Source organism: Sphaerisporangium sp. NPDC051017, assembly GCF_040683095.1.
In the GTDB taxonomy this organism is placed as follows: Bacteria; Actinomycetota; Actinomycetes; order Streptosporangiales; family Streptosporangiaceae; genus Sphaerisporangium.
Genome location: NZ_JBFBCI010000007.1, coordinates 32,155 through 57,353, shown reverse-complemented (window position 1 = coordinate 57,353; position 25,199 = coordinate 32,155). Strand labels below are relative to the sequence as shown.

Genomic DNA, 25,199 nt, shown 5'->3' with positions numbered 1-25,199 from the left:
ACCCGCTCCCCGGCCCGGTGCTTCGCCGTCTCCGCGTGTGTTCCGGACCGGAACGCCGAAGGCCCCGCCCGCCTCCGAGGGGAGTGGAGGCGGGCGGGGCCCCTGAGGGGCCGCCGCGTGGCCGGTGGGCGCGGGCGAAGGCTTCCGGGGAAAGGGCTCCTTGGAAGTTCCCCCGCGCTCCGGTCACGCTCCGGGGCGAACGGCTCCGACGAAACTGCTCTTGCGATAGCCGTTCAGCTTGTCGATCCGCACACGGGTCCCGCTGTGCGGAGAGTGGATCATCTTGCCGTGACCGACGTACATGCCGACGTGGCCCAGTCCGTAGAAGAACATCAGGTCGCCCGGCTTGAGGTGCTTCCAGGAGACCTTCTTCCGCACGGAGCGGAACTGGCTGGCCGCGATGCGCGGCAGCTTCACACCGGCCTTGCGCCAGGCGTACACGACCAGGCCTGAGCAGTCGAACGCACCGGGGCCGCTGGCACCCCACCGGTACGGGTCTCCGATCTGCTTCTTGGCCACTTCCACCGCGGTGTGCGCCTTGATCCGCTGTCTGGCGGCCCTGGTGAGCTTGGTGGTCTTGGTCGTCTTGGTCGTCTTGGAGGTCTTCCCGGTCTTGCCGGGCTTGATGACCTTGCCGACCTTGACCGAGCTCTGCGCCATGGCCGTGACGGCCGCGTCCGCCGAGGGTGCCTGCACCGGCACCACGGCGACGGATGCCGTCATGGTGAGGGCGGCACCGCTGAGGGAGAGCCGGGCGAATCTGGACAGGCTGGGGCTAGGGGTAGTGCTGGACAGGATCGCTCCTTGGTTCTTCCACTTACGCCTACCGGGTTAGCTGACGGATTCGGGCATGGAAGTAGCCCTACGGCGCAATGGCGCCGATTCACCCCCGACCCCTGGGGTAGGGGTCAATTGGTTCCCCGGCTCCGTGCTCCTTGCCGCACGGATTCGGCAGACCACCGCCTGTGGTTTTCTCGGTTTCCCTATGTGTTCACGGCGGCGGCCGAATGGATGGTCTTGCATAAGCCGGCCCCCGCGACGGTCCGGCCTACAACGCGACGGCATGGCGTGCTCGCCGCGGCCCAGAAGGTACAAGATTTGCCAATTTACGGCAAAGGGTCAGCCCGGTGAACGTAGATCAAATAACGCGATCTTCGCCAGATAACGCCTGCATATCAATGACGCCTGTTACCCGAATGTGATTCCCCTCACATATCCCGAAACTTGGCCCGATAGAAGTCCCACCGGCCACGGGAGTCACACGAGTTAGCGATCTTGGTCGCCCGGGACCGACCGCGCGGTCTCTCTAGAGATGCAAGTATGCAAGAGGTGTTTAGCAATTCCTCTTGCACAGTAATCGTTGTGCATGCCAGCGTGGGGCCATGGAGAACGAGAACGTCCGGCAGATCACCGACTCCCGCGTCCTGGCGGCCCTTGCCCACCCCCTACGCAGGCGGCTCATGGACGCCCTGCGGGTCTACGGGCCCTGCACGGTCAGCATGCTGGCCGACCACACCGGCCAGGCGGTCGCGAACGTCAGCCACCACCTGCGCGTCCTGGCCTCGGGAGAGCTGATCGAGGAGGCACCCGAGCTGGCCCGCGACCGGCGGGAACGCTGGTGGCGCCTGGTCGCGAACGCGATCCGCTGGTCCACGCGCGACTTCGAGGGCGACCCCGCCTCCGCGGCCATCGCCGGCGCGGCCGAGTCGCTCAACCTCGAACACCACGTCAACCTCGTGCGCGCCTACTACGCCTCCTCCGAGGAGGAGCGCGAGGCGTGGCACGGCGCGCCCTTCTCCACCGACAAGTGGCTGCGGCTGACGCCCTCGGAGCTGTCCGAGCTGTCCCACGAGGTCATCGGCCTCTACGAGCGCTGGGCCACGCGGGAGATCCCGGACGACGGCCGGCGCCGCGACCCGGTGTTCGTGTTCACCTTCGGCGTCCCGGGGCGCCCGTGAAGGCCCGCCGCGCCCGGCCCGCGTGGGCGCGCCCCGCCGGCACCGGTACCCTGCCCCCCGAAACCCCGAGCGCGGACGCCCGTCCCCCCGGGCTTCGGAGGCGCGGCGGGCTGCTACGCGAGCGCGACTTCCGGCTGCTGTGGGTCGGCGAGACGGCCGGCGCGTTCGGAAGCTCGGTCACCACTGTGGCCCTGCCGCTCGTGGCCATCACCGTCCTGCAGGCGAACGCGCTGGTCGTGGGCGTGCCGGCGGCCGAGATCGGGTGCCTGCCGTTCGTCCTGCTGATCCCGGCCGCGTTCCCGGGATGGGGGCTGGCGCCGGCGATGGGGGGCGGGTTCGTCATCGCCGCGGGGGTGGTGGCGGGCAACGTGATCAAGGGGAGTTTCCGGCAGGTGTACACGCCGCGTCACCTTCTGGGCCGGGCGTCGGTGTCCATGCAGTTCGTCAACCTCGGCACGATCCCGCTCGGCGCTCTGCTCGGCGGCGCGCTGGGCGACTCCCTCGGCGTGCGGCCCGCCATGTGGATCATGACCGGCGGGATGACCCTGACGGGCTTCATCCTGCTCGCGGGGCCTCTCAAGCGTGACCGCGACCTTCCCGATGCTCCCGCCGTGTCCTGAATTGGACAGCAATATGGACTAAGTCGCTCTTGCATCCAGGAAAGCGAGCCGAAGTCAATACTCGGTTTTGCGGAATTGTCATCAATTATCCCCACGAAGGGTACCGAGAACCTCACCCCCCGGCCGTACGTCAGAACGGGAATCTCTCGGAAAGCAAACCATTCCCCCATGTTCCGAGCTTTTCGCAGAAGTCAATTCGTCATATATCTCGATAGCACAGTATTACCCTGGAGCCATCGGCCGCAGCGGAACGGCTCCGTACAGAACGGCCCGGGCGGGCGGGCGGCCGGAGACCGGCTCAGAAGCGCTCGACGCCCTCCGGCCAGATGACCACGACCTCGCGCCCGTGGTCGCGGGCGTGCCGGATGGCGTCGGCCGTCCCCCCGAGCCCGCGCGCGGGCCTGCCGTCCCAGACGGCCGCGACGATCTCGGAGTTCTCGACGACGAAGCACCCGGCGGCGTGGTAGGCGGCCGCCCCCGGCTCCGCGAAGTCCAGCACCGTCACGACGCCGGCGGCGGCGAGCAGCCGGTGGTAGGCGTCCAGGTCCGGGCCCCGGAACGTCGCCTCGTACCCGCGGGACGGCACGACGACCCGCAACTCGCCTCCGAGGCGCAGGAGGATCTCGGCGAAGAGCTGATCGGCGCCCGCGGCAAGGCTGCTCCAGCCCACGAGCGGCGCCTCCAGAGCGGCCAGCAGCGCGCTCAGCTCCCGTTCTGCGTGGGCCCGGGCCCGCGGCGGCATCGACTGGTGCCCGGTGATCCCGACGACGGTCATGCACGCCCGTCCTCGGCCATCATCAGGTGACACCCGCCGAGCGTGGCGGGCGGCGGGCTTGTTGGCGGCACCAGGACCGGCATGCTCCGCTCCCCTTCGGGACCCGGCCGCGACGATCCGGGCCGTCCCTCACCCTAGACCGGCACACCGGCGGACGCGCGGGGTTACGCGCGGGTTTCCCCGCCGCTCACGCGGCCCGACGGAGCGTCAGGGCCGTACGGCCGCGAAGATGCCGTGGTAGGACGACAGCGGGACGACCTTCACGACGTCCCCCGTACGCGGGGCGTGCACCATCTTGCCGCCGCCCGCGTACATGCCGACGTGACCGAGCCCCGAGGCGAACAGCAGGTCGCCGGGCGCCAGGGCGTTCAGGGAGACCCTGCGCGAGGAGCCCCAGGAGTACTGCCCGGCTGCGGTCCGGGGAAGGCTGACGCCGGCCGCGCGCCAGGCCATCTGCGTGAGCCCCGAGCAGTCGAAGGAACCGGGACCGGTACCACCGTAGCGGTAGGGCTTGCCCACCTGCGCGAAGGCGTACTGCAGCGCCGCGCGGGCGTTGCCCGACGCCGGGCCGGTGTACTTGATGCCGGGGCTGTTGGGATTGCCGGGGTTGTAGGCGTTCAGCCGGCGCAGGAGCCGCTCCTGCTCGCCGACCAGCTTCTCGACGTCCTTCTTCTGCGTGCGCAGCTCGTTCAGCAGCTTGACCGCCTCGTCGTAGGCGTCCTTGGCGCCGTCGCGCTGGCCCCTGATGGAGCGGGTGGCCTCCTCGTACTCGGCCACCTTGTGCGCCCGGTCCGTCGCGAGCTGGTCGACCGAGGCGAGCCCGCTGAGCAGCGCCTCGGGGTCCCCCTGGGTGACCAGGTTGGGCAGCGCCAGCATGTCGCCCGACTGGTAGGTGCTCACCGCGACCGACACCAGGCCCGCGCGCAGGCTGTCCATGCGCTCCAGCTGCTGCTTGAACTTGCCGTTCAGCGCGTTGTAGTCCTTGCGGGCCTTCTTCCACTGCTCGCTGGCCTGGTTGTACTTCTCGACCACATGGTCGGCCTGGTCGTTGAGCTTGGCGAGCCTGGCCTTGGTCTGGGCGATGGTGGGCTTCGGCTTCGCCTCGGCCCCCACCGCCTGCGTCACCAGGACGGCGGCGATGAGGCCGGTGACCACTGGTATCCGCCCGACTCCCCGGACACGCGCAAGCACTGGGACGACAGCCCCCTCGAGTGAGACAAGTTAGACAACCTGGGGCGTGATCCTACAGAAAAGGCAAAGAAACCTGCACCTTTTCCCCACGAATTCGTCTGGCGCCCGCCGCCACCTGGCCGCCCGGACACCCGCGGTTCAGGGGAGCCTTCAGCCGTGGCCGGGGCGGGGTCCGTACGAGGGTCGGTCAGGCGCGGCCGAGGCGGCGCAGCAGGAGCGTGGAGGGCACGGGACGGGCGCCCATGCGGCGCACCGAATCGGCCACCTCGCGGTCGGAGGACACGACCGCCACCGCGCGCCCCGGCGGCTCGGCCCGGACGAGCTGCCGTATCAGGTCGTCGGCGATCTCTCCGGGCGCGCTGAACAGCACGCGGACGCCACGCGGCGCGGACACCTGCACGGGCCCGTTCAGCTCGGCGCCGTCGAACGCGCAGGTGAGCTCGACGCGCGTCTGCGCCGCCAGGCCGCCCAGCCCCGTGAGCAGGCGCGAGCGCTGGTCGAGCAACGTCAGCGAGGGGTAGCCGGTCTTCGTGACGTTGTACCCGTCGACGATCAGGTGGAGCTGCGGGAGCGCCAGGAGCTGGTCGAGCAGCGCCGGGTCGTCGTCGGCGAGCGCGCGGGCGGGCACGGCCCTGACCGACGGGCGGCCGGGGGCGACCGCGCTCACCGAGTCGGCCGGCCTGCTGATGGCGACGGGCAGCCCGAGCTCGCTGCGCAGCCCGGCCGCGGCGTCCTGCAGGCTGTCCAGCAGGACGCGGATGCGCGCGTCCTCGATGCTGCGCCCCTCGCGCGCCGCGCGGCGGCTGGCCTCGAGCTGCCGCTCGGCGTCGGTGAGGCGCTCGCGCAGCTTGCGCAGCTCGGTCTCGCCCGCGCTGGCGGCCGAGCTGACCGCCGCCCTGGCCTCCTGGGCGAGCGTCTCCAGCTCGGCGGCGCGCTCCTCGGCGACCCTGCCGCGCTCGCGGGCGTCGTGCAGCCGGCGGCGCAGGTCGGCGACCTCGGCGCGGGACGCCTTGAGCTGCTCGCGCAGGCGGTCGGCCTCCTCCTTGGCCGCGGTCTTCTGGGCGGCGAGCTGCTCGCGCAGCCGTGTCAGCGTCTGCTCCTGCGCGTTGCCCTCGGCGGCGGCCGCCACCTGCTCCAGGTCGGCGCGGGCGGTCTCCACCAGGTCCGGCCAGCCGGGCGGGCGGGTCAGGTAGGCCGCGGCCGCCACGAGCACCGGCTCGGCGGCGGGGGGCACGTTGCCTTCCTCCAGGCTGGCGACCAGCTCGGGCCAGGCGTCGTTGAGCGCCTCGGCGACGATCTCGCGGAACTCCTTGTCCGTCTCCAGCTGGGCGGCGATCGGCGCGCTGCCCAGGCGGGCGCGCTTGCGCGGGTCGAACCTGGCGATGCCACGCAGCGGCGGCGGAATCGCCGCGGGCTGCATCGAGCCGAGCACCTGGGCCGCGAGCTCGACGACGTGTAAGCGGACCTGCTCGGGCAGCGGGCGAGACAGACCTTCACCGGCTGAACTCATCCGACTTCCCCTAGCTGACTGGCCGTTCAGAATCTCCCTATCCGATAAGGGTACGGCTGTCGCGTCCGTGGTCAGAGCGCTCAGTACCCGGTTCCCCACGCCGCGCGTGCTGCGTGCGGTCATCCGCGGCGCCGACCCGCCTGGTGAAGCAGGGGCGAACGGGGCGGGGACGAAGATGTGATCCCAGGTGTACGGACCGCGCCCGGGCCCGCGGCGCTCGCGCGGGACCGGGCGCGGGCGCTCAGCGCAGCGAGATCTTCGTCGTCGACCGGCCGATGCGGTCTTCCCTGCCCACCTGCCGGACGTAGTCCCAGGCGCTGAGCCCCGGCTCGTAGCTCACCGGGGTCCAGTAGTGGTCGGCCTTGAAGTCGCCCGCGTACCTGTACTTCACGTAGACGCGGAACTGCATGCTCAGCGTGTTCGCGCTCCCGAGGCGGACGACGCAGTAGACGCGGAGGTTGCGGTAGCCGCAGGAGGCGTTCGACGGCTTCTTCACGAACCGGACCTTGGACACCACCTTGGCGGGCAGGATCGTCGCGAGCACGAGGGCGTCGTCCTGCAACCTGCCCGCGTCGGTGACCTTGTAGGTGTAGGTCGCGTAGCCGCCGCGCCGCATGCCCCGCGGGTAGCTCACGTTGACCCGGGCGGGGCCGGCGTTCTGGGCGCCGGCGCTCGCCTGGGCCGACGCCTTGCCGGCGGCGGGCGCCGTCCCGGCCTGGGCGGGGGCGGCGGGTAACAGCAGGGAGCCCGCCGCCAGGGCGAGGGATGCCAGCAAGGCGGACGTCTTGCGCATGTGTACCTCCGATAACTAGGGGGCCAAAAAGGACAAATAGCGAAAAATGGCATTCTTTCGCTACCGGTAACGGCACCGGCACCGCGTCCGGTGCGCCAGGGGCACATCGAACACAAGCCGTATAACGACCGTCCGTATGCCGGGTTGCGTTCCCGAGTCATACGGATTCGGGACGCGTTTCCCGTGCCCCCCTCGGAACTGTCGGTCCGCGATCGTATGGTCATGGACGTGGAGATCGGGGTTCAAGGAACGCTGGACGAGCTGGGCACGCCCCTCGACCAGGTGACCTTCGTCGTGTTCGACCTGGAGACGACCGGCGGCTCCCCCTCTGAGCACGCCATCACCGAGATCGGCGCGGTCAAGGTGCGCGGGGGCGAGGTGCTCGGCGAGTTCGCCACCCTGGTCGATCCCGGCCGTCCCATCCCCCCGTTCATCACCGTCCTGACCGGCATCACCGACGTCATGGTGATGGCCGCCCCCCGCGTCGAGCAGGTCCTGCCGTCCTTCCTGGAGTTCATCCGCGGGTCCACGCTCGTCGCGCACAACGCCCCGTTCGACGTCGGCTTCGTCAAGGCCGTCTGCCAGGCCGGCGGCTACCCTCCCCCCGCCAACCCGGTGGTCGACACCGCCGATCTCGCCCGCCGCGTCCTCACCCGCGACGAGGTGCCCAACTGCAAGCTCTCCACGCTGGCCCGGGTCTTCAGAAGCTCCACCGAGCCCTGCCACCGCGCCCTGGCCGACGCCAAGGCCACCGTCGACGTCCTCCACGTCCTGATCGAGCGCGTCGGGGCGTACGGGGTGCACACCCTGGAGGAGCTCAAGGGCTTCGTGCGGGCCCCCACGCCCGAGCAGAAGCGCAAACGCCACCTCGCGGCCGCGATCCCGAGCGCCCCGGGCGTCTACGTCTTCGAGGACGACCGCGGCGAGGCGCTGTACGTCGGCAAGAGCGGCGACCTGCGCCAGCGCGTGCGGTCCTACTTCACCGCGAGCGAGACCCGGCCCCGCATCCGCGAGATGATCGGCATCGCCCAGCGCGTCCGGCCGATCATCTGCGCCACCGGGCTGGAGGCCGAGGTCAGAGAGCTGCGCCTCATCGGCTCCACCAAACCGCGCTACAACCGGCGCTCACGCTTCCCCGAGAAGGTCTTCTGGCTCAAGCTCACCGACGAGCCGTTCCCGCGCCTGTCGATCGTCCGCGAGGTCAAGGGCGACGCGGCCACCTACCTCGGCCCCTTCACCTCCACCCGCGGCGCCGAGGACGCCAGGACGGCGCTGCACGAGGCCGTGCCCTTACGCCAGTGCACCGAGCGCATCACCCCGCGCACCCGCCGGTCCGCCTGCGCGCTGGCCGAGATGGGCCGCTGCGGCGCGCCCTGCGAGGGCCGGCAGACCGTCGACGACTACCACCGCCACGTCGACATCGCCAAGTCCGCCATGGAGCAGGATCCAGGCCCGGTGTTCGCGGCGCTCCAGGCCCGCATGGAGCGGCTCGCCGCCGAGCAGCGCTACGAGGAGGCCGCCGTCGACCGCGACCGGCTCGCCGTGTACGTGCGCACGGCCGCGCGCATGCAGCGCCTGCGGTCGCTGACCGGCATCCCCGAGATGATCGCCGCGAGCCCGGCCTTCGGCGGCGGGTGGGACATCCACGTCGTCCGGCACGGCAGGCTGGCCGCGGCGGGCGTGATGCCGAAGGGCGCCCACCCGACGCCCTACGTCGACGCGCTGGTCGCGACCGCCGAGACCGTGATCCCCGGCCCCGGTCCCCTGCCCGCCGCCGGAGCCGAGGAGACCGAGTGCATCCTGCGCTGGCTTGACTCCCCCGGCGTGCGCCTGGTGCGCGTGGACGGCACCTGGAGCCTCCCCGCGAGGGGCGCGGGCCGCCTCAAGGAACGCATCGACCGCGCGTACCAGGGCCTGGAGGCCACCCAGCCCCGCGAGGGCAGACCCCTCCGCTGACGTGAACGACATGGCCCATTCGGGCGAGCGACAAGGTCGGCCACCGGCACTCCATCACGTAGCGCACCCGAACAGGCACGCCAAGCAATGGTAAGATCTTTCCCGTCACGCCTCCGAAGGCCGGACCGACGCCACACCAGAGCGGAGGCCGCATCGAGCAGCCACGTAGTACATAAGTAGTACCTTGGAAGGCGTGGAGACCACCGCGCGTGAATTCAACCAACAGTCCGCACGCATTCTCGCGGCCGCGGAACACGGGGAGACCATAGCCGTGACCAAGAACGGGCGGCACATCGCCACTCTGGTGCCCGCCGACAAGGCCGAGCCGCCGCTTCCGTACCCGACCGACCCCATGGGCGACGATGACGATCTGCCCTTGTTCTTCGGCCCGGGCGATCTCTCGGCGCGGGCCGACGAGATGCTCGCGGAGGGTTTCGGGCTGTGACAGTACCCGTCGCCATCGCTGACACCTCCGCCCTTCTCGCCATGTTCAATGGAGCGGATACGGAGCACGCCGCCTGCGTGAAGGCCCGTGGGAGCGTCGGACACCTGGTGATCTCTCCACTGGTGCTGGCCGAACTGGACTACTTGCTCACAAGCGCCGACGGCTCGCAGACAGCGATCAAGGCTCTCGATCACATCATGGACGAGGTCGACATCAAGCGATACGAGATGCCCGAGGTTTCTCCGCACCTGCGTACCGCGCGTGCTCTCATGGCTCGCTACAAGACGATGGACGTCGGACTCACCGACGCCATGAACTGCGCCCTTGCCGCGGAGTTCCGTACCGACGCGATCTTCTCCTTGGACCGCAGACATTTCCGCGCCGTTCGCCCCCTCACCAGCCATGAGTCCTTCCGGTTACTGCCCGACGACATGTGAAACGGGCAGCGCACCACCCTTCCCAGCGCTGGAATAGCCGGTCAAATCTCGATCACGCGTTCCTTGAGCTCTGCACTGACGCGGAGGATGTCCTCCCGATCAGAGGTGATCACCGCTGCGCGCAACTCTTCTCCCAGCGTCGCCACCTGGACGTCCACGACATCCGCGTGACCCGATTCGCCGATTCTCACGCCGATCCGCTTGGCGGACTCGGTGTCCAGAGGGACCTTCACGCACTGCTCAGGCTTGAGACCGAGCAATGCGGCCGTACGGGCCTGACGCCCGCGACCGCCCCGCCACACCTGCGCGAGAACCGCATCGGGCAGCACCAGGCGGGCCTGGCCCCGCCGAACCTGCATCAGCAGATCCGTCATCCGCGGATCCGCCCTTTCAAGAGCGATCAAGGCTCCGGAGTCGAGAACGTATTCGGGAAGGGAGCTCACGCCGCGTCACCCACCGCACCGGAAGCACCACCGCGCTTCGCCTCACGAGCCTTCGCCAGAGCTTCGTTCGCCCAGGCCTTGGCGTCATCATCCGGCTCCCCCGTCTCCGCCACCATGCTGGCGATCAGAAGGTCCAGGGGATCGAAGTCTCGAAGGCTCTCGGCGGCTCGCGTCATGAACGCGGAAACCGAGTCGAAATGGCGGGACTCCACCTGCTCCCGGATGTAAGCGGCAAGCTCCTCGGGAATGGTAACCGTGATCTTCGTGGTGGCCATACTAAGAATCATACCGGCGATCCTACCGGGGCCCCAGCCGATGTTTTCACGCTTCGCAAATGAATCATTACGTTCAGTGAAAGAACGAGCGGCTGCCCCCCAGACGAAAACGGCGGGCAGCGTGCGGGGCTGAGAGCCCTCGACCAGGGCTCTCAGCCTGGCATCTCAACCGGCCGAACCGGATCCGCAGATCAGATGTCCGATGCGCCGCTTTCACCGCGCGGGGCGCGAACCGGAAGGACTGCCTGCGGGTGAGGCGGCCGGGGCCGCTTCGCCGATCGGCGCCGGTGGCGGTGGGTCGGCTGGTGAGAGCCGGTGGCTGTGGGTGAGTGGTGGCGGCGCTAGAGTCGGGCGCAGGCCGTACTTGAAGGAGAGAGCGCTGATGATCACCGCGATCGTGCACATCAAGGCGGAGGTCGACCGGATTCCCGAGGTAGCCGAGACGATCGCCGAGCTCGACGGGGTGAGCGAGGTCTATTCGATCACCGGTGACTACGACCTGGTGGCGATGGTCCGCGTCCCGCACTATGACGAGATCGCCGAGGTCATCCCCGGGCGCATCAACAAGGTGGGGGGCGTCCTCGCGACCGAGACCCACCTCGCCTTCCGCACCTACAGCAAGCACGACCTCGACGCCGCGTTCAGCATCGGCTTCGCCGAGGCCGACTAGGCCGTTTCGTTTGGATCACCTTGCGGACCAGATGAAGATGCCCACGATGTGGAGTCCTGCCAGGTAGATGGCTACGGTCTTCTCGTAGCGGGTGGCCAGGCCACGCCATTTGAGGCGGTCGATGCACCGCTCGACGGTGTCGCGTTGCTTGTACGCCTCGTGGTCGAAGGCGGGTGGCCTGCCGCCCCGGCTGCAATGAACGTCGGTGGGACAGGGGTCAGATCACGGCGAAGGCCTGGCGGTACTCGCTCGGTGTGGTCCCTGTGGTGCGGCGGAAGCGCTGCCGGAAGTTCGCTGGGGTGCCGACGCCGCACACCTGACTGACGCAATGTCGCGAGTCGGGGTGCTCGAACTCGCCGAACGTCCAGTTTCGCTCCTGTCCGGGGGTGAACGACAGCGGGTTCTCCTCGCCCGTGCCCTCATCGGCGATCCCGAAGTGCTCGCCCTGGACGAGCCGACGAACCACCTCGATCCCGGCCATCAGTTCGACGTGCTCGGACTGGCCGCGTCCAGCGGGATCACCGTCATCGCCGCACTGCACACCCTCGACCTCGCCGTCCGCTACGCAGACCACGTGATCGTGCTCGACCACGGCCGCATCGCCGCCGCGGGGTCACCCACCACCGTGCTCACACCGGCACTGCTCGCACAGGTATTCGGTGTGCATGGCACGTTCACCGACCACGCAGCGCCGCATCTCCTCCTGGAGCGCCGATCTGCAGAACGACAACCACCGCCCAGTCATGAGTGAGACGGAGAAACCGTATGAACCAGCCCGACCTCGCTCGACCGTTCCGGACCGCCGTCCTCCGGTGTCGCGGCGTCGAACATGGTGGGTGTTGCACGCGACCACCACGGTCAAGTCGATCCTGGTCTCCGCGCGCATCTCGGGACAGCGGGCATACGAACCATCGCTGCCAGGGCGTACTGACGGCCGTACGGTTCTGAATCGCCTGCTGGCCGAGAGCGGCCGGGGGCTGCGGCTCGTACGGGAACTGTCCGAGGCCTGGGGCTGGAGGGACGACGCGGCGGGCCGGACGGTGTGGTTCGCGGTGGCGGGCGAATGAAGCGAATCATGGGCAGCGGCGACGTGACGACCACAGGACCGCCGGCGGAACGCCTCGCGTCCCGTACCTGGCCACTAAGGTCACAGCAGTGACCGCAGACACCGCCGACTCCGTCGCCCTTGATCCTGCAGCGCTCCGCAACGCCCTGGCCGACCGCATTCTCAGCCTCGGCACGTTCCGCACCGCCGCCGTCGAGGCCGCGTTCCGGACCGTCCCGCGCCAGGTGTTCCTGCCCGGCGTCGACCTGGCCGAGGCATACCAGCCGAAGGTCGTGGTGACCAAATGCGCCCCCGACGGCACCGCCCAGTCCTCGGCGTCCTCCCCGAACATCGTCGCCGGCCAAGCCGAAGACCTCGACGTCCGCCCAGGCCACACCATCCTGGAGATCGGCGCGGCGACCGGCATCAACGCCGCGCTCCTCGCGGAGATCACGGGACCGCACGGCCGCGTCGTCACCATCGAGATCGACCAGGACCTGACCAACGGGGCCCGTGCCGCCCTCGACAAAGCCGGATACTCCACCGTCACCACCATCTGCGGCGACGGCGCCACAGGCTGGGCCGAAGCCGCACCCTACGACCGGATCATCGTTACCGCCGGAGCCTGGGACATCTCCCACGCCTGGTGGGACCAACTCGCCCCCGCCGGGCGGATCGTCATTCCGATCCGCCTGCACGGCAGCGGCCTCACTCGCTCCCTCGCCCTCGACCTCCAGCCGACCGGTGAACTGGTCGCCAGCCACGCCCGCGTGTGCGGGTTCGTACCGATGCGCGGTGGCTCCGCCGCCGACACCACCGCCTCGATCCCGCTCACCGACCAGATCACCCTCAACACGGCCACCGCCGAAAGCCCCGATATCCCCGCCCTGGCACAGACCCTCACCCATCCAGCCCACACGCACTGGACCGGCATCAACGTGACCGACCACGAACCCGTCGAACATCTTGACCTGTGGCTGGCCACGACCACCCGCGGGTTCGCTCGCCTGTCGGTGAGCGCTGATGCCCGTAAGTCCGGGATCGCCGACCCGGCCTTGCGGTGGGCGGGAGCCGGCCTGTACAACGGCGGCACCCTCGCCTACATCACCGCCCGCCCGCACGGCCCCGTCTCCCGCGAGATCGGCGTAGTCGCCCACGGACCCGACAGCCGCCGCCTCACCGCCCGGCTCGTCGACCTCCTGCGGGGCTGGAACCACACCCGACCTGCCCGGCCGATCATCACCGCCCACCGCGCCGGGACCTCCGACGACGAACTCGGCCCCGGCGTCCGTATCGAACGTCCCGACACCCGTCTGACGATCAGCTGGTAACCCCGGCCGGCAGCGGGACAAGCTCACCGAGACCGCGCGAGCGGCCGGGCTGGGCCTGGGCTCGGTCCCCGACGAATTCCTCCCCCGGATGCTCGCCGCAGTAGAGATCGGCAAAGCTGTCCTCAGGACGGCGGCGAAGAAGCCTGTTCACAGCCCTCATGGGAGGGACGACTAGAGGGCGGGGGCGGCTTGGGGGATGGGGATGTGTGCGGTGATGCGCCAACCCCTTTCCTGGGGGCCGGCGGTCAGGGTGCCGCCGATGGCCGCGATGCGCTCGTTCAGTCCGATGAGGCCGGCGCCGCCGCGGCGGTTGTCCTTCGGAAGAGAGTTCCGGTTGCCGTTGTCGGTGACCGCGGCCTCCACCTGGTCGTCGGCGATGCGTCTGACCGTCACCGACACCTCGGTGACCTTCCCGGCGTGTCTGCGCACGTTGGTCAGCCCTTCCAGGACCACGTGGAAGATCGCCCGCTGTACCTGACGGGAGAGGAGGTCGACCAGGTCCTCCTCCATATGCAGCAGGGTATGGGCGGCGGTGCTCTCGCGGAAGCGGCGGGCCAGGCCGGGGAGTTCGCTGAGGCCGTGCGGGCGCAGCGGTTCCGCCTCTCCCTCGCCCGGGTGGCGGTCGGAACCGCGCATCAGCCGCAATGTCTCGTCCATGGAGTCGAGCGCGCGCTGGCCGGCGTCCTCCAACCGGGCGAGCAGCGCGCGGTTCTCCACGGGGTCGTATTCGCGTACGCGGGCGGCCTGCACTTCCAGGAGGATTCCCGTCATCTCGTGTGCGACGAAATCGTGCAGATCGCGGGCCAGTTCCAGTCGCTGGTCCCGGCGTGCCTCCGTCACGGCACGCCGCCGCTGATTGTCCAGTGACCGCAGGTAGAGCCCCACTCCGGCCGCCAAGCCCACGGCGAACGTCACCATGAAGACGGCGGCGACCAAGAGTTCCCAGTCGGGTGAGGGGGCCCGGAGGGTGAACCGAAGAGGTGCCGCGAAAGGCGCGATCCCCGTCACTCCCGCGATCAGGAGGAGCAGGCGGCCCCGCACCTCGCGGACGACCCGTCCCAGGAGGATCGTCAGGCCGAGCACCTCGACGGGGAGCCATAACAACGCGGTGTGGGCCCGGCCGAAGTAGGCGAAATCGAGAATGATGGAAAGCGTCGCGAGAAAGCCGGCGACCATGGCGAGAGAAACGCGCCCGATCGGCCACGGGAGGATGGCGGCGGTCAGTGCCGCCACCGCCGGGATGGCGACGACGAGGTCGCCGGGCCCGGCGAGGAGCGCGGGAGAGAGCATTATGACGAGCGCCGCCCCGTACGTGAGCCGGCGGAGTTGAGTCGATGCGACCATTCCCTGCATGGGGGAAGTCTATGCAGTTCCATTAAAGCGGCGGCGCATGGCATTCTGGAGAATTTTTCGCATCTACCGTTCAGCAGATATTCGCCGTCGCACCGACCCCCGCATCGGCGGGGGCGCCCGACCGGTCGCTTGGAGCCGATGGGGCCCGGAGTCCTCGAGACGTCCGGGGCCCGGGGGCTCCGGCGTCAGGTCGTCGGGTCTCCGGTGGCGTACCCCATTTCCCACGCCTTCACCGCGATGCCGACGCGGTTACGGACGCCGAGCTTGCGCTGGATGCTGGCGACGTGGGTCTTGACGGTTCCCGGCGAGATGAACAACTCCGTCGCGATGTCGGAGTTGGTCTTGCCCTCGGCGACCTTGCCGGCGATCTCGACCTCGCGGTCGGTGAGGGGTTCGAGCGCCGGCTGACGGTCCTGCCCCCGGCCGGTGACGTGCTTGAGCAGCCGGACGGTGATGGAGGGACTGATCAGGCTGTCTCCCGCCATCGCCGCCCTGACGGCCTCTACCAGGAGCGTGGGGCCGCTGCGCTTGAGCAGGAAGCCGGACGCGCCGTTGCGCAGGGCCGGATAGACGTACTCGTCGAGGTCGAAGGTCGTCACCACGACGACCTTGACGGGAACGACCGCCCCCGGGCCGGCCAGTTGGCGGGTGACCTCCAGCCCGTCCATCCGAGGCATGCGGACGTCCACCAAAGCCACGTGTGGACGTGTGCGCTGTGCCAACTCCACCGCGCTCTTGCCGTCACCGGCCTCGGCCACCACCTCCATGTCCGGCTGCTGCTCCAAGATTCGGCGCATGCCACGGCGGACCATTTCCTGGTCGTCCGCGATCAGCAAACGGATCGTCATGACCGATGATTCTCCCTCATCGGTCACCGATCGCGCGCCGTACGTGGTCGGTGACCGATGATCGCCGCCCGCCGGTCACCGAGGCACCGGGCCGGCGACCTCGGCGGCGGTCACCGGCATCGGGGGACGCACGGGCGGGTGCGGCCTCCTCACACCTTGTCCGCCACCTCACGCAGGCTCTTGGGCCGCATGTCGGTCCAGTGTTCGTTGATGTAGTCGAGGACCGTCTGCCGGTCCTTTTCCTCCAGGACGATCCCCCAGCCCCGGGGTATTTCGGCGAAGGACGGCCACAAGGAGTACTGCCCCTCGTTGTTGACCAGCACGTAAAAACGACCGTCCGGGTCGTCGAACGGGTTCTTGTTCATGACGTACTCCTTTTCAGACGAACCTACGGATTCGACATCGGGCAGGGAGGCACCGTGCGGGTGACTCCGAAGCAGTGCCATGCCCAGCGGAGTGAGGGTGTGCATGGCCGTGTTGCGGTTTCTCAAGGTGATTACCAGGCCGGATTTGCGGAGTATGGTGGTGTGCTTGCTGGCGCCGGCCATCGAGATGCCGAGCCGCCCGGCCAGTTCGCCCGTGGTGCGGCCCTCGGCGAGTTCCTGAAGCGCCGCCGCGCGGGTGTGCCCGATCAGCGCGCCCAGAGCCTGTTCGCTCCAATCCTCCGAGTCGCGGGGCTGAACCTCCATGGCCTCGTTGAGCGAGAAGACGACCGCGGGAGCCTCGGTGTCCCGTACGGCGGGAAGGAACACGCACGGCTGGTCGCGGAGAAAGAACGATGGACTCAGTAACATCCCGCCCTCGTTGAGGTGGATTTCCTGGTCCGTGGAATGTGGGAGCTCCAGGGTCGGTGAGCTCCACCGTATCTGCGGATGAATCGTGCCGAGCAGGCGCTCGATGCCTCCGGTGATCACGATCCGGCCCTGGGCGTCGCACAATTCCTTCAGCCGGTTCTGGATCTGGTTCCAGTACGGCAGCACGGCGACCTGGCAGAAGTTCGCCAGCACCGACACGATCTGTTCCCGGCTCCCGCCGTCGATGTGGCCGTCGTCGGGTTCGCTGAGCGGATGGGCGAGCACGTTCAGGAGTTCCGACAGCCAGTACCGCCTGTTGATCAGCTCGACCTCGAATATCTGCTCTCCGAGTTCTTTCCTTACCCGGCTCCTCCATCCCTGGATCGGAACATTGGCGCCCCCTCCGAAGGCTTTGAGCGCGAATGCGCTCTCCACCAGCGGCCCCAGACCCGCCGCCATCCGGCAACGGGATAGATCAGTCACTGTGAAGTTGATTCTCAGCACTAAGAGCCCCCGTACCTAGGTTCATCTGCCTATAAGGCACGCCCGCTGCACAGCGTCTCGGCGTAGGAGAAGACGTAGCCGTCGCCGGTCTCGATGGGTGACAGCTCGTTGAAGTCGGCCCCCACGACGTCAACGAACTTCAATTCCGCCGCTCCCTTCCAGATACCGGAGAACTCCACGTCGGTGACCTCCGAGGCGACCAGCGTGGGTTGTCCTGCGCCTGTCGAGGCCCAGTCCGGGAACATGAGGGTGTGCGCGAGCGGCACGGTGTGCAGGAGCGGTTCATGCTCCGTCCGCCCGTGCAGCGTGACGGCCGTCTCCACCGCTCGGCGTCCGTTCACCGACAGGGTGCCGTGGAACCGCCCGCCCGGTGCCAGACGGGGCCCACCACGGCCGACCGCGGCGGGCCTTGACTGGTGGACCACCCCGAACTGTTTCGGCATGCCCTGGACCCAGCCCCTGACCATCGGGACGGGCTGGTCGACCCAGGCGAAGGGGCACCGCGCCATCGGGGCGCCCCGGTACTCGCAGCCGAGCAGGATCAGGAACTCGGCGAACTGGTTGAGCGCCGGTTCGGCGAGTTCGTCCTCCGAGCCGGAACACCATTGCCACTCGGCGAACACCGCGGCGGCGGCGCCCGGATCCGCTCCGAGGGTCAGGCCCGGAGGGAGGAACCTCTCGGCGGCGGCGGGATCGACGCGGTACTCGACCATGATCACTTCCCCCGAGAAGTGCCATGGCGGAGGCGTGAGCATGGATGCCTGCCCGGAGGGTGATATGGGCAGGCTGTACCCGACGGGCCCCGTGGAGGGCGCCGTCTTCCGATCATGATCGGTGAAGAGCACGATCTGACTCCAATGTGATGAGAGGTCGCCTGTTCCAGGCGCCGGCCAGACGTTGTGCGGCGGCCGCGAGGACGGAGGGCGGGTTGAAGCTGTAGGCCAGGCGCACGCTGGGCCAGGGCGTGGTCCCGAACCGGGATCCGGCGCCGACCCGGACGCCGGCGCGGTCGGCCGTGGCCAGCAGTTCGGCCTCGCTCCACCCGTTCCGGTGGCTCAGCCACAGGAAGAACCCTCCCCGGGGCCGCGCGATCTCGACGTCGTCCGGAAGGCTCGCCCGCAACCGTCCGGCCAGAGCGTCGCAACGTTCGTGCAGCCGGCCCCGTAGCCGTGTGAGATGCCGATCGTAGTCCCCGCCCCTGAGCAAGATCGCCACGGCGAGCGAGGTGGTGTGGTTGAGGGAGCCACCGCTGACGAACAGGCCGTGTGAGACGAGCCGGCGGGCCAGTTCGGGGTCCGTCAGCATCCAGCCCAGGCGCAGGCCCGGGCCGAGCGTCTTGGCGAAGGAGCACAGTCGCAGCACTCCCCGATGGCCCGCGATGTCCGCCAGCGACGGCGGCACGGCTCCGGGGTCGAACGCCAGGTCGGCGTAGGCGTCATCTTCGACGACCAGCACGCCGTACCTGGATGCGGCGTCGAGCAGTTCGTGCCTGCGGGATATGGGGACGACCCGGCCGGTCGGGTTGTGGAATGTGGGGATGAGATAGATGAACGCCACTTTCCCGGCGTGCTGGGCGAGAGCGGCTTCCAGGGCGTGCGGGTCCATGCCGTCCTCGTCGCACGGCACTCTGTGCACGCTTAACCCGCAGTCGGTGAAGATTCGCCGTCCCAGGTCGTAGGAGGTGTCCTCGACCAGCACCACGTTCCCCGCTTTGGCGAGGGCGGTGCTCACCAAGTAGAGCGCCTGCGAGGTACCGGATGTGAGCACCACGTTGGCCGCCTCGCACCGGCTCGCGCCGGCCCTCGCCGCCAGGGACTCCCTCAGGAGGGACACGCCGGGATTGTGCCCGTAGCTGAGCGCCGCCGCACCGTACTCGGTCAGCGCCCGATCGTAGGCGTACCGGAGAAGCCCCACCGGGAGCAGGCCGGGTTCGAGGTACCCCGGCCCGAGGTCGTGCACTCCCGGGGGAGAGACCTCCTGGACCACGCCGGAACGCCATTGCCGTAGGTGGCCGAGGTCGTCAGACGGCACTCCGGTGACGCCCGAGTCGCTCATCAGAAGCGCTCCAGCACCAAACGCAAGGTCTGCACGGAGCGGGCCAGCGGTTCGCTGGAGCGCGCTAGTGCGATTCGGAGCATGTTCGACCCTTCGTTGGGCTTGTCCCAGTGGAAGGCCCTGCACGGCAGCGCGTACACGTTGCTCTCACGGAGCGCCGCCCAGACCTCGGTGCCGGGCCGGTCCCCCAGATGCACCCGTTCCACGCTCACCTTGCTGTCCGCGTCGGGGAAGGTGAGGCCCGGAAGGTCGGCGAGCTGGGCGCGGACGAGTTCGCGATTGCCGCCGATGAAGCGGTGCAGTTCGTCCAGGCCGCCGTTGGCCGCGTCCTCGGCGAACCGGCGGGCGAGCACGAGGATCATCGGCGAGACGCCGAGGAGGATGTCGGAGTAGATCTTGGACACCGGAAGGCCGATGTCCTCGGAGAAGACAAGCATGCCGAGTTTGAGGTCGAGCGTCGGCCAGAGCTTCCCGGTGTCCTCGATCACCGCCCACCGGCAGCCGACGGACTGGAGCACCGCGTAGTGGTCGTAGTGGGCGCGGGTGTCGAACCCTCGGAAGGAGGTGTCCAGCGCCAGGATGACGTCGTGCTCGGCGCACTGCTCGGCGAGCCGCCGCAGGCGTTCCTCGGGGACGACCTTGCCCGTGGGGTTGTTCGGTGTGGTGATGAACACGCAGCCCACCGACCGGAGCAGTTCGTCGTCCAGGTCGCCCCCGTGCAGCGGGTCCTCCGCGATGGGAAGCAGCCGCAGGGAGTTGCCGCGCAGCAGGTCGGCGATGTTGTCGAACGTCGGGTGGAGCAGCGCCACCGAATCCATCCTCGTGGCCAGGGCCCGGGAGAGGATCTCCATGGCGACCGAAGAGGAGTAGCAGCTGAGCACGCGCCCCGGAGTGGAGGGATAGGAATGCTGACCGAGGAGCTGTAAGTAGGCCCTGTGGCACTCGCGCTCGATCTCCTCGACCCGACGCCGCTCTCCCTCACCGAACAGCAGCGGCAGCTCGTCGATGATCTTGCTTTGCCCCGGGGTGAGTTCTTGGCGGGCGTGCCCGTCGGCGATGTTCAGTTCACTGTTCAGAGCCAGGAACTCCCATTCGGTGAGGTTGTTCTCCTGGTTTCCGGCGTAGACCTTGGCTACCCTACTTTGCGCCATTTGCGTCATGATCGTCCTTAAGGTATGGGGAACTGCCGTTCTCGTTCGTCGAACCACCCGATCACGCTGCGGAAACCGCTAGTAGATGACACGGGACCCGGCGTCGATCCTGAACTCTCGCGACTTGCGCAGGTCTCTGGTGACGTTGAGCCTGCGCAGCCATCTGTCGGTGCCGTCGAAACGGGCACGGAACGGCTTACGGCCATGTACCACCCGATAGTTGTCGAGGAAGCACATATCTCCGGGTTTGAGCACGACTCCGGCGAGGACGGAGTCGATGGCCGCGCAGAACTTCTCCAGGGCGGTCTGCTCGATGTCCCCCTGCGCGCCTTGCATGTAGTGCGGGTCCACCCTCACGTAGGGTGACCGGGGATCACCGAAAAGCACGGCGATCGGCTCGGGTTCACTGAGCGCCTTCTCTACGACGCGCCGGCTGCGCATACGGAGTTCGGCCACCCGGCTGTCACGCTCGGGCCCGTGCGCCCCGCTGTTCTGCGGACGGTGCGAGTCGTCGGGAAGGATGAAGAACCGTTTCTCGGACAACAATGCCCGTACTTCCGAATCGAGTTCGACATCGGCGATTTCGGCGATGGTGGTCTCCACCCCGTCGGGATTGCGCAGGCACATGAGCCCGAGATAATCCGTGCGCAGGGGGTGGAACGCGTCCTCTGTGTGCCATGTGAGGTCTTCGGCGCTCCCCCAGCCGATCTGGTCGTGCTCGTACTTCTTGATCGGGAAGATGTCGTGCATGATGAGCCCGTCCTGCTGGGTCGCCCAGCCGATGGGCTCTCCCAGCAGGGCCGCCACGAGGTAGAAGGCGATGTCGTGGCGGTGTGAGGCGGAGGAGGTCCGCGTGTCCCTCCGGTCGGGGGGCGTCGAGCCGAGCGACTCGTCGTCGACGGGGAGCCCGGAGATCACCAGAGTCCCAGACCGTTCGGTGAGCCTGTACTCGTTGATGGCCTGACGCAGCCGCCGCGGCAGCTCTTCGGCGTATGCCCTGCTCTCCTGCTGGAATTCGGCGGACTCCACACTGTGATGTCGTCGTGCCAGATCGTCGACGAGCGCGTTGACCGCAGCGACGTCTTCTTCAGCCAGGGATATCCCGTACATGGCTATTCACCGTTCCCGTGGAAGATGGCTTCCGGAGCGAATCCCCGTTCCCACAGGAGCCTTTCCGATGCCGAACGGGCGGTTCTAGACATTGACTCCCAAGTTAACGGAACACATTACGGACTAGCAGTCTCGGACATTTCAGTTAGTACATAACGGGCGGGCCGGCCCATGGCATCACTAGCCGTCACCAGGGCATGCCGCTTCGCGATCTAGAACGGAGCTCGCGTGGCGAGCGACGGCCGACGCGAATGCGCAGTGCCGTCACGGAATTTCGGGCATCCGGATACGCCGCGGCCCGCGCCGCCTTGGCGGAGGTCACCGGCGGGGAAACCGGCCCGCCATATCTGCCGAACGGCAGATGTGGCGGACGCCGTCGGAACGGATTCTTGAGGGGATACCGTATTGGCGCCCTGGAGGATCTCATGGCATCGCCCGTGATAAGAACATGTGCCGCGGCAGCCGGAGCCATCGCGGTTCTGGCGAGCCTCATCGGCTGCCGAGCGGCCGGCGGCACCGCGAACAGCGGCGGCGGGAGCGGGGACCGGCGTGACTTCGCCTTCTCCGGCAACGCTCTGACCATCGACGTCCATGACACGAGCCTCACCGTCGTCGACGGCTCCAGCGGGGGCGTCAACGTCGAGCGTTCCCTGGAAGGGGCGGCCGGGAACAACGGCAACGCCACGTGGTCGCTGGACGGCGGGACGCTGAAGCTGCACGTGCAGTGCAGCGGCATCGTCGTCTCCTGTGACAGCCGGCACACCGTGCGGGTCCCCGCGGGCACCGCGCTCACCGTCACCGGATCCGGGACGACGGTGCGGCTCAAGAGCCTGAAGGGGGACACGACCGCGACGCTGAGCGACTGCACCCTGAACATCGCCGACCCTGACGGCAAGCTGCACCTGCGCAACGACGGGGGCCACATAAAGATCACCGGTGCCAAGTCGCCGGAGGTCGAGGCCCGGACCCTTTCGGACGGGAACGTCAACCTGACCTTCGCCGCCGCCCCACGGCGGGTCGAGGTCCACGCCGCGGAGATCGCGACGATCGTTCTCCCCAAGGGGTCCGAAACGTACCGCATCGACGGGGTGCGGAACCCAGAGAACCTCACCAACACACCGAACAGCGACCGCTCCATCGTCGTGCGGGCAGCCGACGGGATCAATCTGCGGAAAGCAGGATAGGAACCGGCATGATGCTCGAGATCGTGGATGTGACCAAGGTCTACAGAGGCGGGAAACGCGCCGTAGACGGCATGACGATGCGCCTGGGCACCGGCATACTCGGACTCCTCGGACCGAACGGTGCGGGCAAGTCGTCGCTGATGCGCATCGCCGCCACCGTCACCCGTCCGACCAGCGGGAACCTCGTGTTCAACGGGGAGGACGTGCTGGCCAGGCCGGACACACTCCGCCGGGTGCTGGGCTACCTTCCGCAGGACTTCGGGGTCTACCCCAACCTGACCGCACGGGAGTTCCTCTCCTACCTCGCCGCGGCGAAGGGCGTGTCGGCCCGTTCCGCACGGGAGCGCATCGATGAGCTGCTGGCGCTGGTCAACCTGACCGAAGCGGCGAAGCGCCCCCTCGGCAAGTACTCCGGCGGCATGCTCCGGCGCGTGGGGATCGCCCAGGCCCTCCTGGCCGACCCCCAGGTGATCATCGTGGACGAGCCCACGGCCGGACTCGATCCCGAGGAGCGGGTGCGCTTCCGTAACCTCCTCAGCGACCTGGCCGCCGATCGGGTGGTGATGCTGTCCACCCACATCGTCTCCGACATCGAGTCGGTGGCCTCCGACATCGCGGTGGTGGCGGCCGGTCGGCTCCACCGGCGCGGCAGCCCCGAGGAACTGCTGCGCGAGGTGGACGGACACGTGTGGGAGGTCATGGTCGACTCCGCCCACGTGACCTCGTTCCAGGCGCGACACCTGGTCAGCCGCATGGTGCGGACGGCCGCGGGCGTCAGGTTGCGGGTGTTGTCCCCCGAACGGCCCTATGGGGAGGCGGTCATGGTGACGCCCGACCTCGAGGATGCCTACCTCGCCATCATCAACGGGTGGGGCCGGCAGACGGTCACCGGAGATCGGACGGTCGTGTGATGACGGCCGGCACGCTTGCCGGTCTCGTGGCCGGCGACTTCCGGGAAAGGGTCCGCCGCCCGGTGTACGCGGTGATCCTGCTGTCGGCGGTCGGCCTGGGCTACCTGGCCACGCCGGCCCGGGACACCCAGTGGGTCATCATGAACATCGGGCACTACCGCGGCGTCTACAACAGCGCCTACATCGGCATGGCGACCGCGCTGGCCGGCGCGCTGTGGCTCACCCTCGGCGGTTTCTACGTCGTGCGCAACTCCGTCGGCCATGACAGGGACGTCGGAGTGGGCGAGCTTCTCGCCGTCACCCCGCTACGGACGGCACTCTATTTCGCCGCCAAGTTCCTCAGCAGCGTCCTGGTTCTGGCCTCGATGCTCGGCGTGCTCATCGTCACGGCGCTGGTCGTCCAGATCGCCCGCGGCGAGTCGACGGCCATCGACCCGATCGCCCTGGTGACCCCGTTCATGCTGATCGCCCTCCCCATGGTCATGCTGACCGCCGCCGCCGCGCTGGTGTTCGAGACGATCCCGTTGCTGCGCTCGGGCATGGGCAACATCGCCTGGTTCTTCATATGGCTGGTGATCGTGCTCGGCGGCCAGGCGCCACAGGCGCCGTTCGGTGGGATGGGGACACACGCCGTCGTGACGTCCATGCGCGCGGAGATGGCCACGCAGGGGATCGAGCACGAGGGGCAGGAGTTCAGTCTCGGTCTGACCTATCTCGACCGCCCGCTGAAGACCTTCGATTGGAGCGGATTCGACATCACCTCCGGCTTCGTGCTCGACAGGCTCGTCCTGGTGGCCATTGCGGTGCTCCTGGCCTTGCTGCCCGCTCTCTGGTTCACCCGGTTCGACCCCGCCCGGGGCACGTTCCGGGCCTCGGCGCCGTCGCAGGACCCGGAGGTCACCGCCTCCCCCGGACCGTCGCCCGAGCGACCCGTGACGGCCGGACGGATGCGTACCACCATGACCCTGCCCAGAGCAGAGGTGCGGACGGGAAGCACCACAGGACGGTTGGTCGCCGGAGAGGTGCGGATCCTCTTGCAGGGTGTGCCGCTGTGGTGGTGGCTCGGCACGCTCGCGATCTCCCTCGCCGTCCTTCTCCTCACCTTCGCCTCGCCCGCGGGGCTGTCCGCCTCGTCCGCGATCTCGGCGGCCTGGATCTGGCCGATCCTGATCTGGTCCCGCCTGGGTACCCAGCGGCACGAGTACGGCGTGGACACGCTGATGGGGGCCTACCCGGCGACGGGTCTGCGGCTCCTCGCGGAGTGGACGGCCGGGGTGATCCTCACGATCGTGATCGGGGCGGCGCCGCTGGCGTCGATGGTCATCACCTCCGGCGTGGCGGCCATCGGCGCATGGATCGCCGCCGTCCTGTTCGTCCCCTCGCTCGCTCTGGCGCTGGGCGTGCTCAGCCGCACGCACCGGCTCTTCCAGGTCGTCTACCTGGTGATCTGGTACACCGCCGTGAACGGCATCTCCTTACTCGATTACATGGGCCTTCACTGGGAGTCGGGCCATCGGGCCGGCCCGTCCTCTTTCGCCGTCGCAGGTGTCGCCGCGGCGCTGTTCGGCATGGTGTTCCTGGTCGGCTCGGTTCGGCGAGACGTTCGAAGCTGAGCGGTGCCTGCCGCCAGTTCACACAATCGTTCGCTTGGGGAGAAAGCATGTCATCGGAACAGCACGAGAAGAGCCAGGACCGGGACGAACACCTCAGCCAGCGGATAGAGCGGCTCGAGGAGGAGGTGGGAGAGCTCCGTGAGGCGAACGAGATCCTCCAGTCGATAGCGTCCTTCTTCGCCCCCCGGGACGGCGGCGCGGCGAACTGCCGGAAGACGGATTGACCG

28 protein-coding genes, 2 pseudogenes and 1 riboswitch are annotated in these 25,199 nt (G+C 68.6%); of the genes and pseudogenes, 14 read left to right on the top strand and 16 right to left on the bottom strand.

Annotated features, from left to right (window positions below; genetic code table 11):
• Positions 1 to 183 precede the first annotated feature (183 nt).
• Positions 184 to 723 carry a C40 family peptidase gene (locus AB0M95_RS08790; RefSeq protein ID WP_363761301.1) on the bottom strand — a complete coding sequence of 180 codons (540 nt, stop codon included), beginning with the start codon at positions 721 to 723 and terminating at the stop codon, positions 184 to 186.
• An 82-nt stretch (positions 724 to 805) separates the two neighbouring features.
• Positions 806 to 964: riboswitch (cyclic di-AMP (ydaO/yuaA leader) on the bottom strand.
• Positions 965 to 1,382: 418 nt separating this feature from the next.
• Here AB0M95_RS08790 and AB0M95_RS08785 point away from each other — a divergent pair.
• Positions 1,383 to 1,958 (top strand): metalloregulator ArsR/SmtB family transcription factor, encoded by a 576-nt coding sequence (locus tag AB0M95_RS08785; RefSeq protein ID WP_363761299.1) that lies wholly within the window; start codon positions 1,383 to 1,385, stop codon positions 1,956 to 1,958.
• Positions 1,955 to 2,578, top strand: a complete 624-nt coding sequence (locus tag AB0M95_RS08780; RefSeq protein ID WP_363761297.1) for a hypothetical protein — start codon at positions 1,955 to 1,957, stop codon at positions 2,576 to 2,578. Before AB0M95_RS08785 ends, AB0M95_RS08780 begins: the two co-directional genes overlap by 4 nt.
• A gap of 298 nt (positions 2,579 to 2,876) precedes the next feature.
• Here AB0M95_RS08780 and AB0M95_RS08775 read toward each other — a convergent pair whose 3' ends face one another.
• The 4 genes from AB0M95_RS08775 to AB0M95_RS08760 all read right to left on the bottom strand — a co-directional run bounded on the left by AB0M95_RS08775 (position 2,877) and on the right by AB0M95_RS08760 (position 6,847).
• Entirely contained in the window at positions 2,877 to 3,353 is a 477-nt protein-coding gene (locus AB0M95_RS08775) for a hypothetical protein (RefSeq protein WP_363761295.1), read from the bottom strand.
• Between the two features lie 207 nt (positions 3,354 to 3,560).
• Positions 3,561 to 4,508 (bottom strand): NlpC/P60 family protein, encoded by a 948-nt coding sequence (locus tag AB0M95_RS08770; protein ID WP_363761293.1) that lies wholly within the window; start codon positions 4,506 to 4,508, stop codon positions 3,561 to 3,563.
• 223 nt (positions 4,509 to 4,731) lie between these two features.
• Positions 4,732 to 6,054, bottom strand: coding sequence for an NYN domain-containing protein (locus AB0M95_RS08765; protein ID WP_358513356.1), 1,323 nt, complete (start codon positions 6,052 to 6,054; stop codon positions 4,732 to 4,734).
• Positions 6,055 to 6,295: 241 nt separating this feature from the next.
• The gene (locus AB0M95_RS08760) at positions 6,296 to 6,847 is read right to left on the bottom strand and encodes a hypothetical protein (protein ID WP_363761290.1); all 552 of its coding nucleotides are present in this window, start codon (positions 6,845 to 6,847) and stop codon (positions 6,296 to 6,298) included.
• A 222-nt stretch (positions 6,848 to 7,069) separates the two neighbouring features.
• On the opposite strand from AB0M95_RS08760, the gene AB0M95_RS08755 reads away from it, so the two are divergent.
• The 3 genes from AB0M95_RS08755 (at position 7,070) to AB0M95_RS08745 (ending at position 9,685) form a co-directional block, all read left to right on the top strand.
• On the top strand, positions 7,070 to 8,803 hold the full coding sequence (locus tag AB0M95_RS08755) for a DEDD exonuclease domain-containing protein (RefSeq protein WP_358513352.1): 1,734 nt from the start codon (positions 7,070 to 7,072) through the stop codon (positions 8,801 to 8,803).
• Between the two features lie 193 nt (positions 8,804 to 8,996).
• Positions 8,997 to 9,248 (top strand): type II toxin-antitoxin system prevent-host-death family antitoxin, encoded by a 252-nt coding sequence (locus AB0M95_RS08750; RefSeq protein WP_363761288.1) that lies wholly within the window; start codon positions 8,997 to 8,999, stop codon positions 9,246 to 9,248.
• Positions 9,245 to 9,685: a PIN domain-containing protein gene (locus tag AB0M95_RS08745; RefSeq protein WP_363761286.1), complete on the top strand. Its 441-nt coding sequence runs from the start codon at positions 9,245 to 9,247 to the stop codon at positions 9,683 to 9,685. The genes AB0M95_RS08750 and AB0M95_RS08745 overlap by 4 nt, the downstream gene beginning before the upstream one ends.
• Positions 9,686 to 9,726: 41 nt before the next feature.
• On the opposite strand, the gene AB0M95_RS08740 is transcribed toward AB0M95_RS08745, so the two are convergent.
• On the bottom strand, positions 9,727 to 10,128 hold the full coding sequence (locus AB0M95_RS08740; protein ID WP_363761284.1) for a PIN domain-containing protein: 402 nt from the start codon (positions 10,126 to 10,128) through the stop codon (positions 9,727 to 9,729).
• Positions 10,125 to 10,403 carry a ribbon-helix-helix domain-containing protein gene (locus AB0M95_RS08735; RefSeq protein WP_358513342.1) on the bottom strand — a complete coding sequence of 93 codons (279 nt, stop codon included), beginning with the start codon at positions 10,401 to 10,403 and terminating at the stop codon, positions 10,125 to 10,127. The genes AB0M95_RS08740 and AB0M95_RS08735 overlap by 4 nt, the downstream gene beginning before the upstream one ends.
• Positions 10,404 to 10,785: 382 nt before the next feature.
• Between AB0M95_RS08735 and AB0M95_RS08730 the strand changes: the two genes are divergently transcribed.
• Entirely contained in the window at positions 10,786 to 11,073 is a 288-nt protein-coding gene (locus tag AB0M95_RS08730; protein WP_363761282.1) for an Lrp/AsnC ligand binding domain-containing protein, read from the top strand.
• A 15-nt stretch (positions 11,074 to 11,088) separates the two neighbouring features.
• Here AB0M95_RS08730 and AB0M95_RS08725 read toward each other — a convergent pair.
• Both AB0M95_RS08725 and AB0M95_RS08720 read right to left on the bottom strand, forming a co-directional pair.
• Positions 11,089 to 11,265: pseudogene (locus AB0M95_RS08725) on the bottom strand (IS5/IS1182 family transposase); the annotation flags it as partial.
• A 25-nt stretch (positions 11,266 to 11,290) separates the two neighbouring features.
• Complete coding sequence (locus AB0M95_RS08720) at positions 11,291 to 11,389, bottom strand: AraC family transcriptional regulator (protein WP_363761280.1); 99 nt, start codon at positions 11,387 to 11,389, stop codon at positions 11,291 to 11,293.
• A gap of 12 nt (positions 11,390 to 11,401) precedes the next feature.
• Between AB0M95_RS08720 and AB0M95_RS08715 the strand changes: the two are divergent.
• From AB0M95_RS08715 to fxlM, 4 genes and pseudogenes are all read left to right on the top strand, one after another.
• Positions 11,402 to 11,476 (top strand): annotated as a pseudogene (locus tag AB0M95_RS08715) (hypothetical protein); the annotation flags it as partial.
• An 87-nt stretch (positions 11,477 to 11,563) separates the two neighbouring features.
• Positions 11,564 to 11,824 (top strand): ABC transporter ATP-binding protein, encoded by a 261-nt coding sequence (locus AB0M95_RS08710; RefSeq protein ID WP_363761583.1) that lies wholly within the window; start codon positions 11,564 to 11,566, stop codon positions 11,822 to 11,824.
• 85 nt (positions 11,825 to 11,909) lie between these two features.
• Positions 11,910 to 12,140, top strand: a complete 231-nt coding sequence (locus AB0M95_RS08705) for an ATP-binding protein (RefSeq protein WP_363761278.1) — start codon at positions 11,910 to 11,912, stop codon at positions 12,138 to 12,140.
• A gap of 88 nt (positions 12,141 to 12,228) precedes the next feature.
• Positions 12,229 to 13,449 (top strand): methyltransferase, FxLD system, encoded by a 1,221-nt coding sequence (fxlM, locus tag AB0M95_RS08700; RefSeq protein WP_363761276.1) that lies wholly within the window; start codon positions 12,229 to 12,231, stop codon positions 13,447 to 13,449.
• A gap of 171 nt (positions 13,450 to 13,620) precedes the next feature.
• On the opposite strand, the gene AB0M95_RS08695 is transcribed toward fxlM, so the two are convergent.
• The 7 genes from AB0M95_RS08695 to gntD form a co-directional block, all read right to left on the bottom strand.
• Entirely contained in the window at positions 13,621 to 14,793 is a 1,173-nt protein-coding gene (locus AB0M95_RS08695) for a histidine kinase (RefSeq protein WP_363761274.1), read from the bottom strand.
• Between the two features lie 194 nt (positions 14,794 to 14,987).
• On the bottom strand, positions 14,988 to 15,650 hold the full coding sequence (locus AB0M95_RS08690) for a response regulator transcription factor (RefSeq protein ID WP_363761272.1): 663 nt from the start codon (positions 15,648 to 15,650) through the stop codon (positions 14,988 to 14,990).
• 149 nt (positions 15,651 to 15,799) lie between these two features.
• Positions 15,800 to 16,015: an MbtH family protein gene (locus AB0M95_RS08685; RefSeq protein WP_358514206.1), complete on the bottom strand. Its 216-nt coding sequence runs from the start codon at positions 16,013 to 16,015 to the stop codon at positions 15,800 to 15,802.
• 962 nt (positions 16,016 to 16,977) lie between these two features.
• Positions 16,978 to 17,793, bottom strand: coding sequence for an enduracididine biosynthesis enzyme MppR (gene mppR / locus AB0M95_RS08680; protein WP_363761270.1), 816 nt, complete (start codon positions 17,791 to 17,793; stop codon positions 16,978 to 16,980).
• Complete coding sequence (locus AB0M95_RS08675; protein WP_363761268.1) at positions 17,774 to 19,003, bottom strand: aminotransferase class I/II-fold pyridoxal phosphate-dependent enzyme; 1,230 nt, start codon at positions 19,001 to 19,003, stop codon at positions 17,774 to 17,776. The genes mppR and AB0M95_RS08675 overlap by 20 nt, the downstream gene beginning before the upstream one ends.
• Positions 19,003 to 20,154: an enduracididine biosynthesis enzyme MppP gene (gene mppP, locus AB0M95_RS08670; RefSeq protein ID WP_363761266.1), complete on the bottom strand. Its 1,152-nt coding sequence runs from the start codon at positions 20,152 to 20,154 to the stop codon at positions 19,003 to 19,005. Before mppP ends, AB0M95_RS08675 begins: the two co-directional genes overlap by 1 nt.
• Before the next feature lie 78 nt (positions 20,155 to 20,232).
• Positions 20,233 to 21,264: a guanitoxin biosynthesis L-enduracididine beta-hydroxylase GntD gene (gntD, locus tag AB0M95_RS08665; RefSeq protein ID WP_363761264.1), complete on the bottom strand. Its 1,032-nt coding sequence runs from the start codon at positions 21,262 to 21,264 to the stop codon at positions 20,233 to 20,235.
• Positions 21,265 to 21,689: 425 nt separating this feature from the next.
• On the opposite strand from gntD, the gene AB0M95_RS08660 reads away from it, so the two are divergent.
• Genes AB0M95_RS08660 through AB0M95_RS08645 form a run of 4 tightly spaced genes read left to right on the top strand, consistent with a single transcriptional unit; the run spans position 21,690 to position 25,196 of the window.
• A complete protein-coding gene (locus AB0M95_RS08660) occupies positions 21,690 to 22,448 on the top strand; it encodes a hypothetical protein (protein WP_363761262.1) in 759 nt (252 codons plus the stop codon).
• Positions 22,449 to 22,456: 8 nt separating this feature from the next.
• Complete coding sequence (locus AB0M95_RS08655; RefSeq protein ID WP_363761260.1) at positions 22,457 to 23,359, top strand: ABC transporter ATP-binding protein; 903 nt, start codon at positions 22,457 to 22,459, stop codon at positions 23,357 to 23,359.
• Positions 23,359 to 24,972, top strand: coding sequence for a hypothetical protein (locus tag AB0M95_RS08650; protein ID WP_363761258.1), 1,614 nt, complete (start codon positions 23,359 to 23,361; stop codon positions 24,970 to 24,972). Before AB0M95_RS08655 ends, AB0M95_RS08650 begins: the two co-directional genes overlap by 1 nt.
• 47 nt (positions 24,973 to 25,019) lie before the next feature.
• Positions 25,020 to 25,196: a hypothetical protein gene (locus tag AB0M95_RS08645; protein ID WP_358513307.1), complete on the top strand. Its 177-nt coding sequence runs from the start codon at positions 25,020 to 25,022 to the stop codon at positions 25,194 to 25,196.
• Positions 25,197 to 25,199 lie beyond the last annotated feature (3 nt).

Excerpts from the sequence above, each read along its gene's own strand:
- AB0M95_RS08690 (WP_363761272.1), bottom strand. The coding sequence starts at position 15,650 with ATGACGATCCGTTTGCTGATCGCGGACGACCAGGAAATGGTCCGCCGT.
- AB0M95_RS08790 (WP_363761301.1), bottom strand. The coding sequence starts at position 723 with ATGACGGCATCCGTCGCCGTGGTGCCGGTGCAGGCACCCTCGGCGGAC.
- AB0M95_RS08765 (WP_358513356.1), bottom strand. The coding sequence starts at position 6,054 with ATGAGTTCAGCCGGTGAAGGTCTGTCTCGCCCGCTGCCCGAGCAGGTC.
- AB0M95_RS08685 (WP_358514206.1), bottom strand. The coding sequence starts at position 16,015 with ATGAACAAGAACCCGTTCGACGACCCGGACGGTCGTTTTTACGTGCTG.
- AB0M95_RS08785 (WP_363761299.1), top strand. The coding sequence starts at position 1,383 with ATGGAGAACGAGAACGTCCGGCAGATCACCGACTCCCGCGTCCTGGCG.
- AB0M95_RS08695 (WP_363761274.1), bottom strand. The coding sequence starts at position 14,793 with ATGGTCGCATCGACTCAACTCCGCCGGCTCACGTACGGGGCGGCGCTC.
- AB0M95_RS08645 (WP_358513307.1), top strand. The coding sequence starts at position 25,020 with ATGTCATCGGAACAGCACGAGAAGAGCCAGGACCGGGACGAACACCTC.
- AB0M95_RS08755 (WP_358513352.1), top strand. The coding sequence starts at position 7,070 with ATGGACGTGGAGATCGGGGTTCAAGGAACGCTGGACGAGCTGGGCACG.
- AB0M95_RS08655 (WP_363761260.1), top strand. The coding sequence starts at position 22,457 with ATGATGCTCGAGATCGTGGATGTGACCAAGGTCTACAGAGGCGGGAAA.
- AB0M95_RS08735 (WP_358513342.1), bottom strand. The coding sequence starts at position 10,403 with ATGGCCACCACGAAGATCACGGTTACCATTCCCGAGGAGCTTGCCGCT.
- AB0M95_RS08660 (WP_363761262.1), top strand. The coding sequence starts at position 21,690 with ATGGCATCGCCCGTGATAAGAACATGTGCCGCGGCAGCCGGAGCCATC.
- gntD (WP_363761264.1), bottom strand. The coding sequence starts at position 21,264 with ATGTACGGGATATCCCTGGCTGAAGAAGACGTCGCTGCGGTCAACGCG.
- AB0M95_RS08675 (WP_363761268.1), bottom strand. The coding sequence starts at position 19,003 with ATGAGCGACTCGGGCGTCACCGGAGTGCCGTCTGACGACCTCGGCCAC.
- AB0M95_RS08775 (WP_363761295.1), bottom strand. The coding sequence starts at position 3,353 with ATGACCGTCGTCGGGATCACCGGGCACCAGTCGATGCCGCCGCGGGCC.
- AB0M95_RS08650 (WP_363761258.1), top strand. The coding sequence starts at position 23,359 with ATGACGGCCGGCACGCTTGCCGGTCTCGTGGCCGGCGACTTCCGGGAA.
- AB0M95_RS08730 (WP_363761282.1), top strand. The coding sequence starts at position 10,786 with ATGATCACCGCGATCGTGCACATCAAGGCGGAGGTCGACCGGATTCCC.
- mppP (WP_363761266.1), bottom strand. The coding sequence starts at position 20,154 with ATGGCGCAAAGTAGGGTAGCCAAGGTCTACGCCGGAAACCAGGAGAAC.
- AB0M95_RS08760 (WP_363761290.1), bottom strand. The coding sequence starts at position 6,847 with ATGCGCAAGACGTCCGCCTTGCTGGCATCCCTCGCCCTGGCGGCGGGC.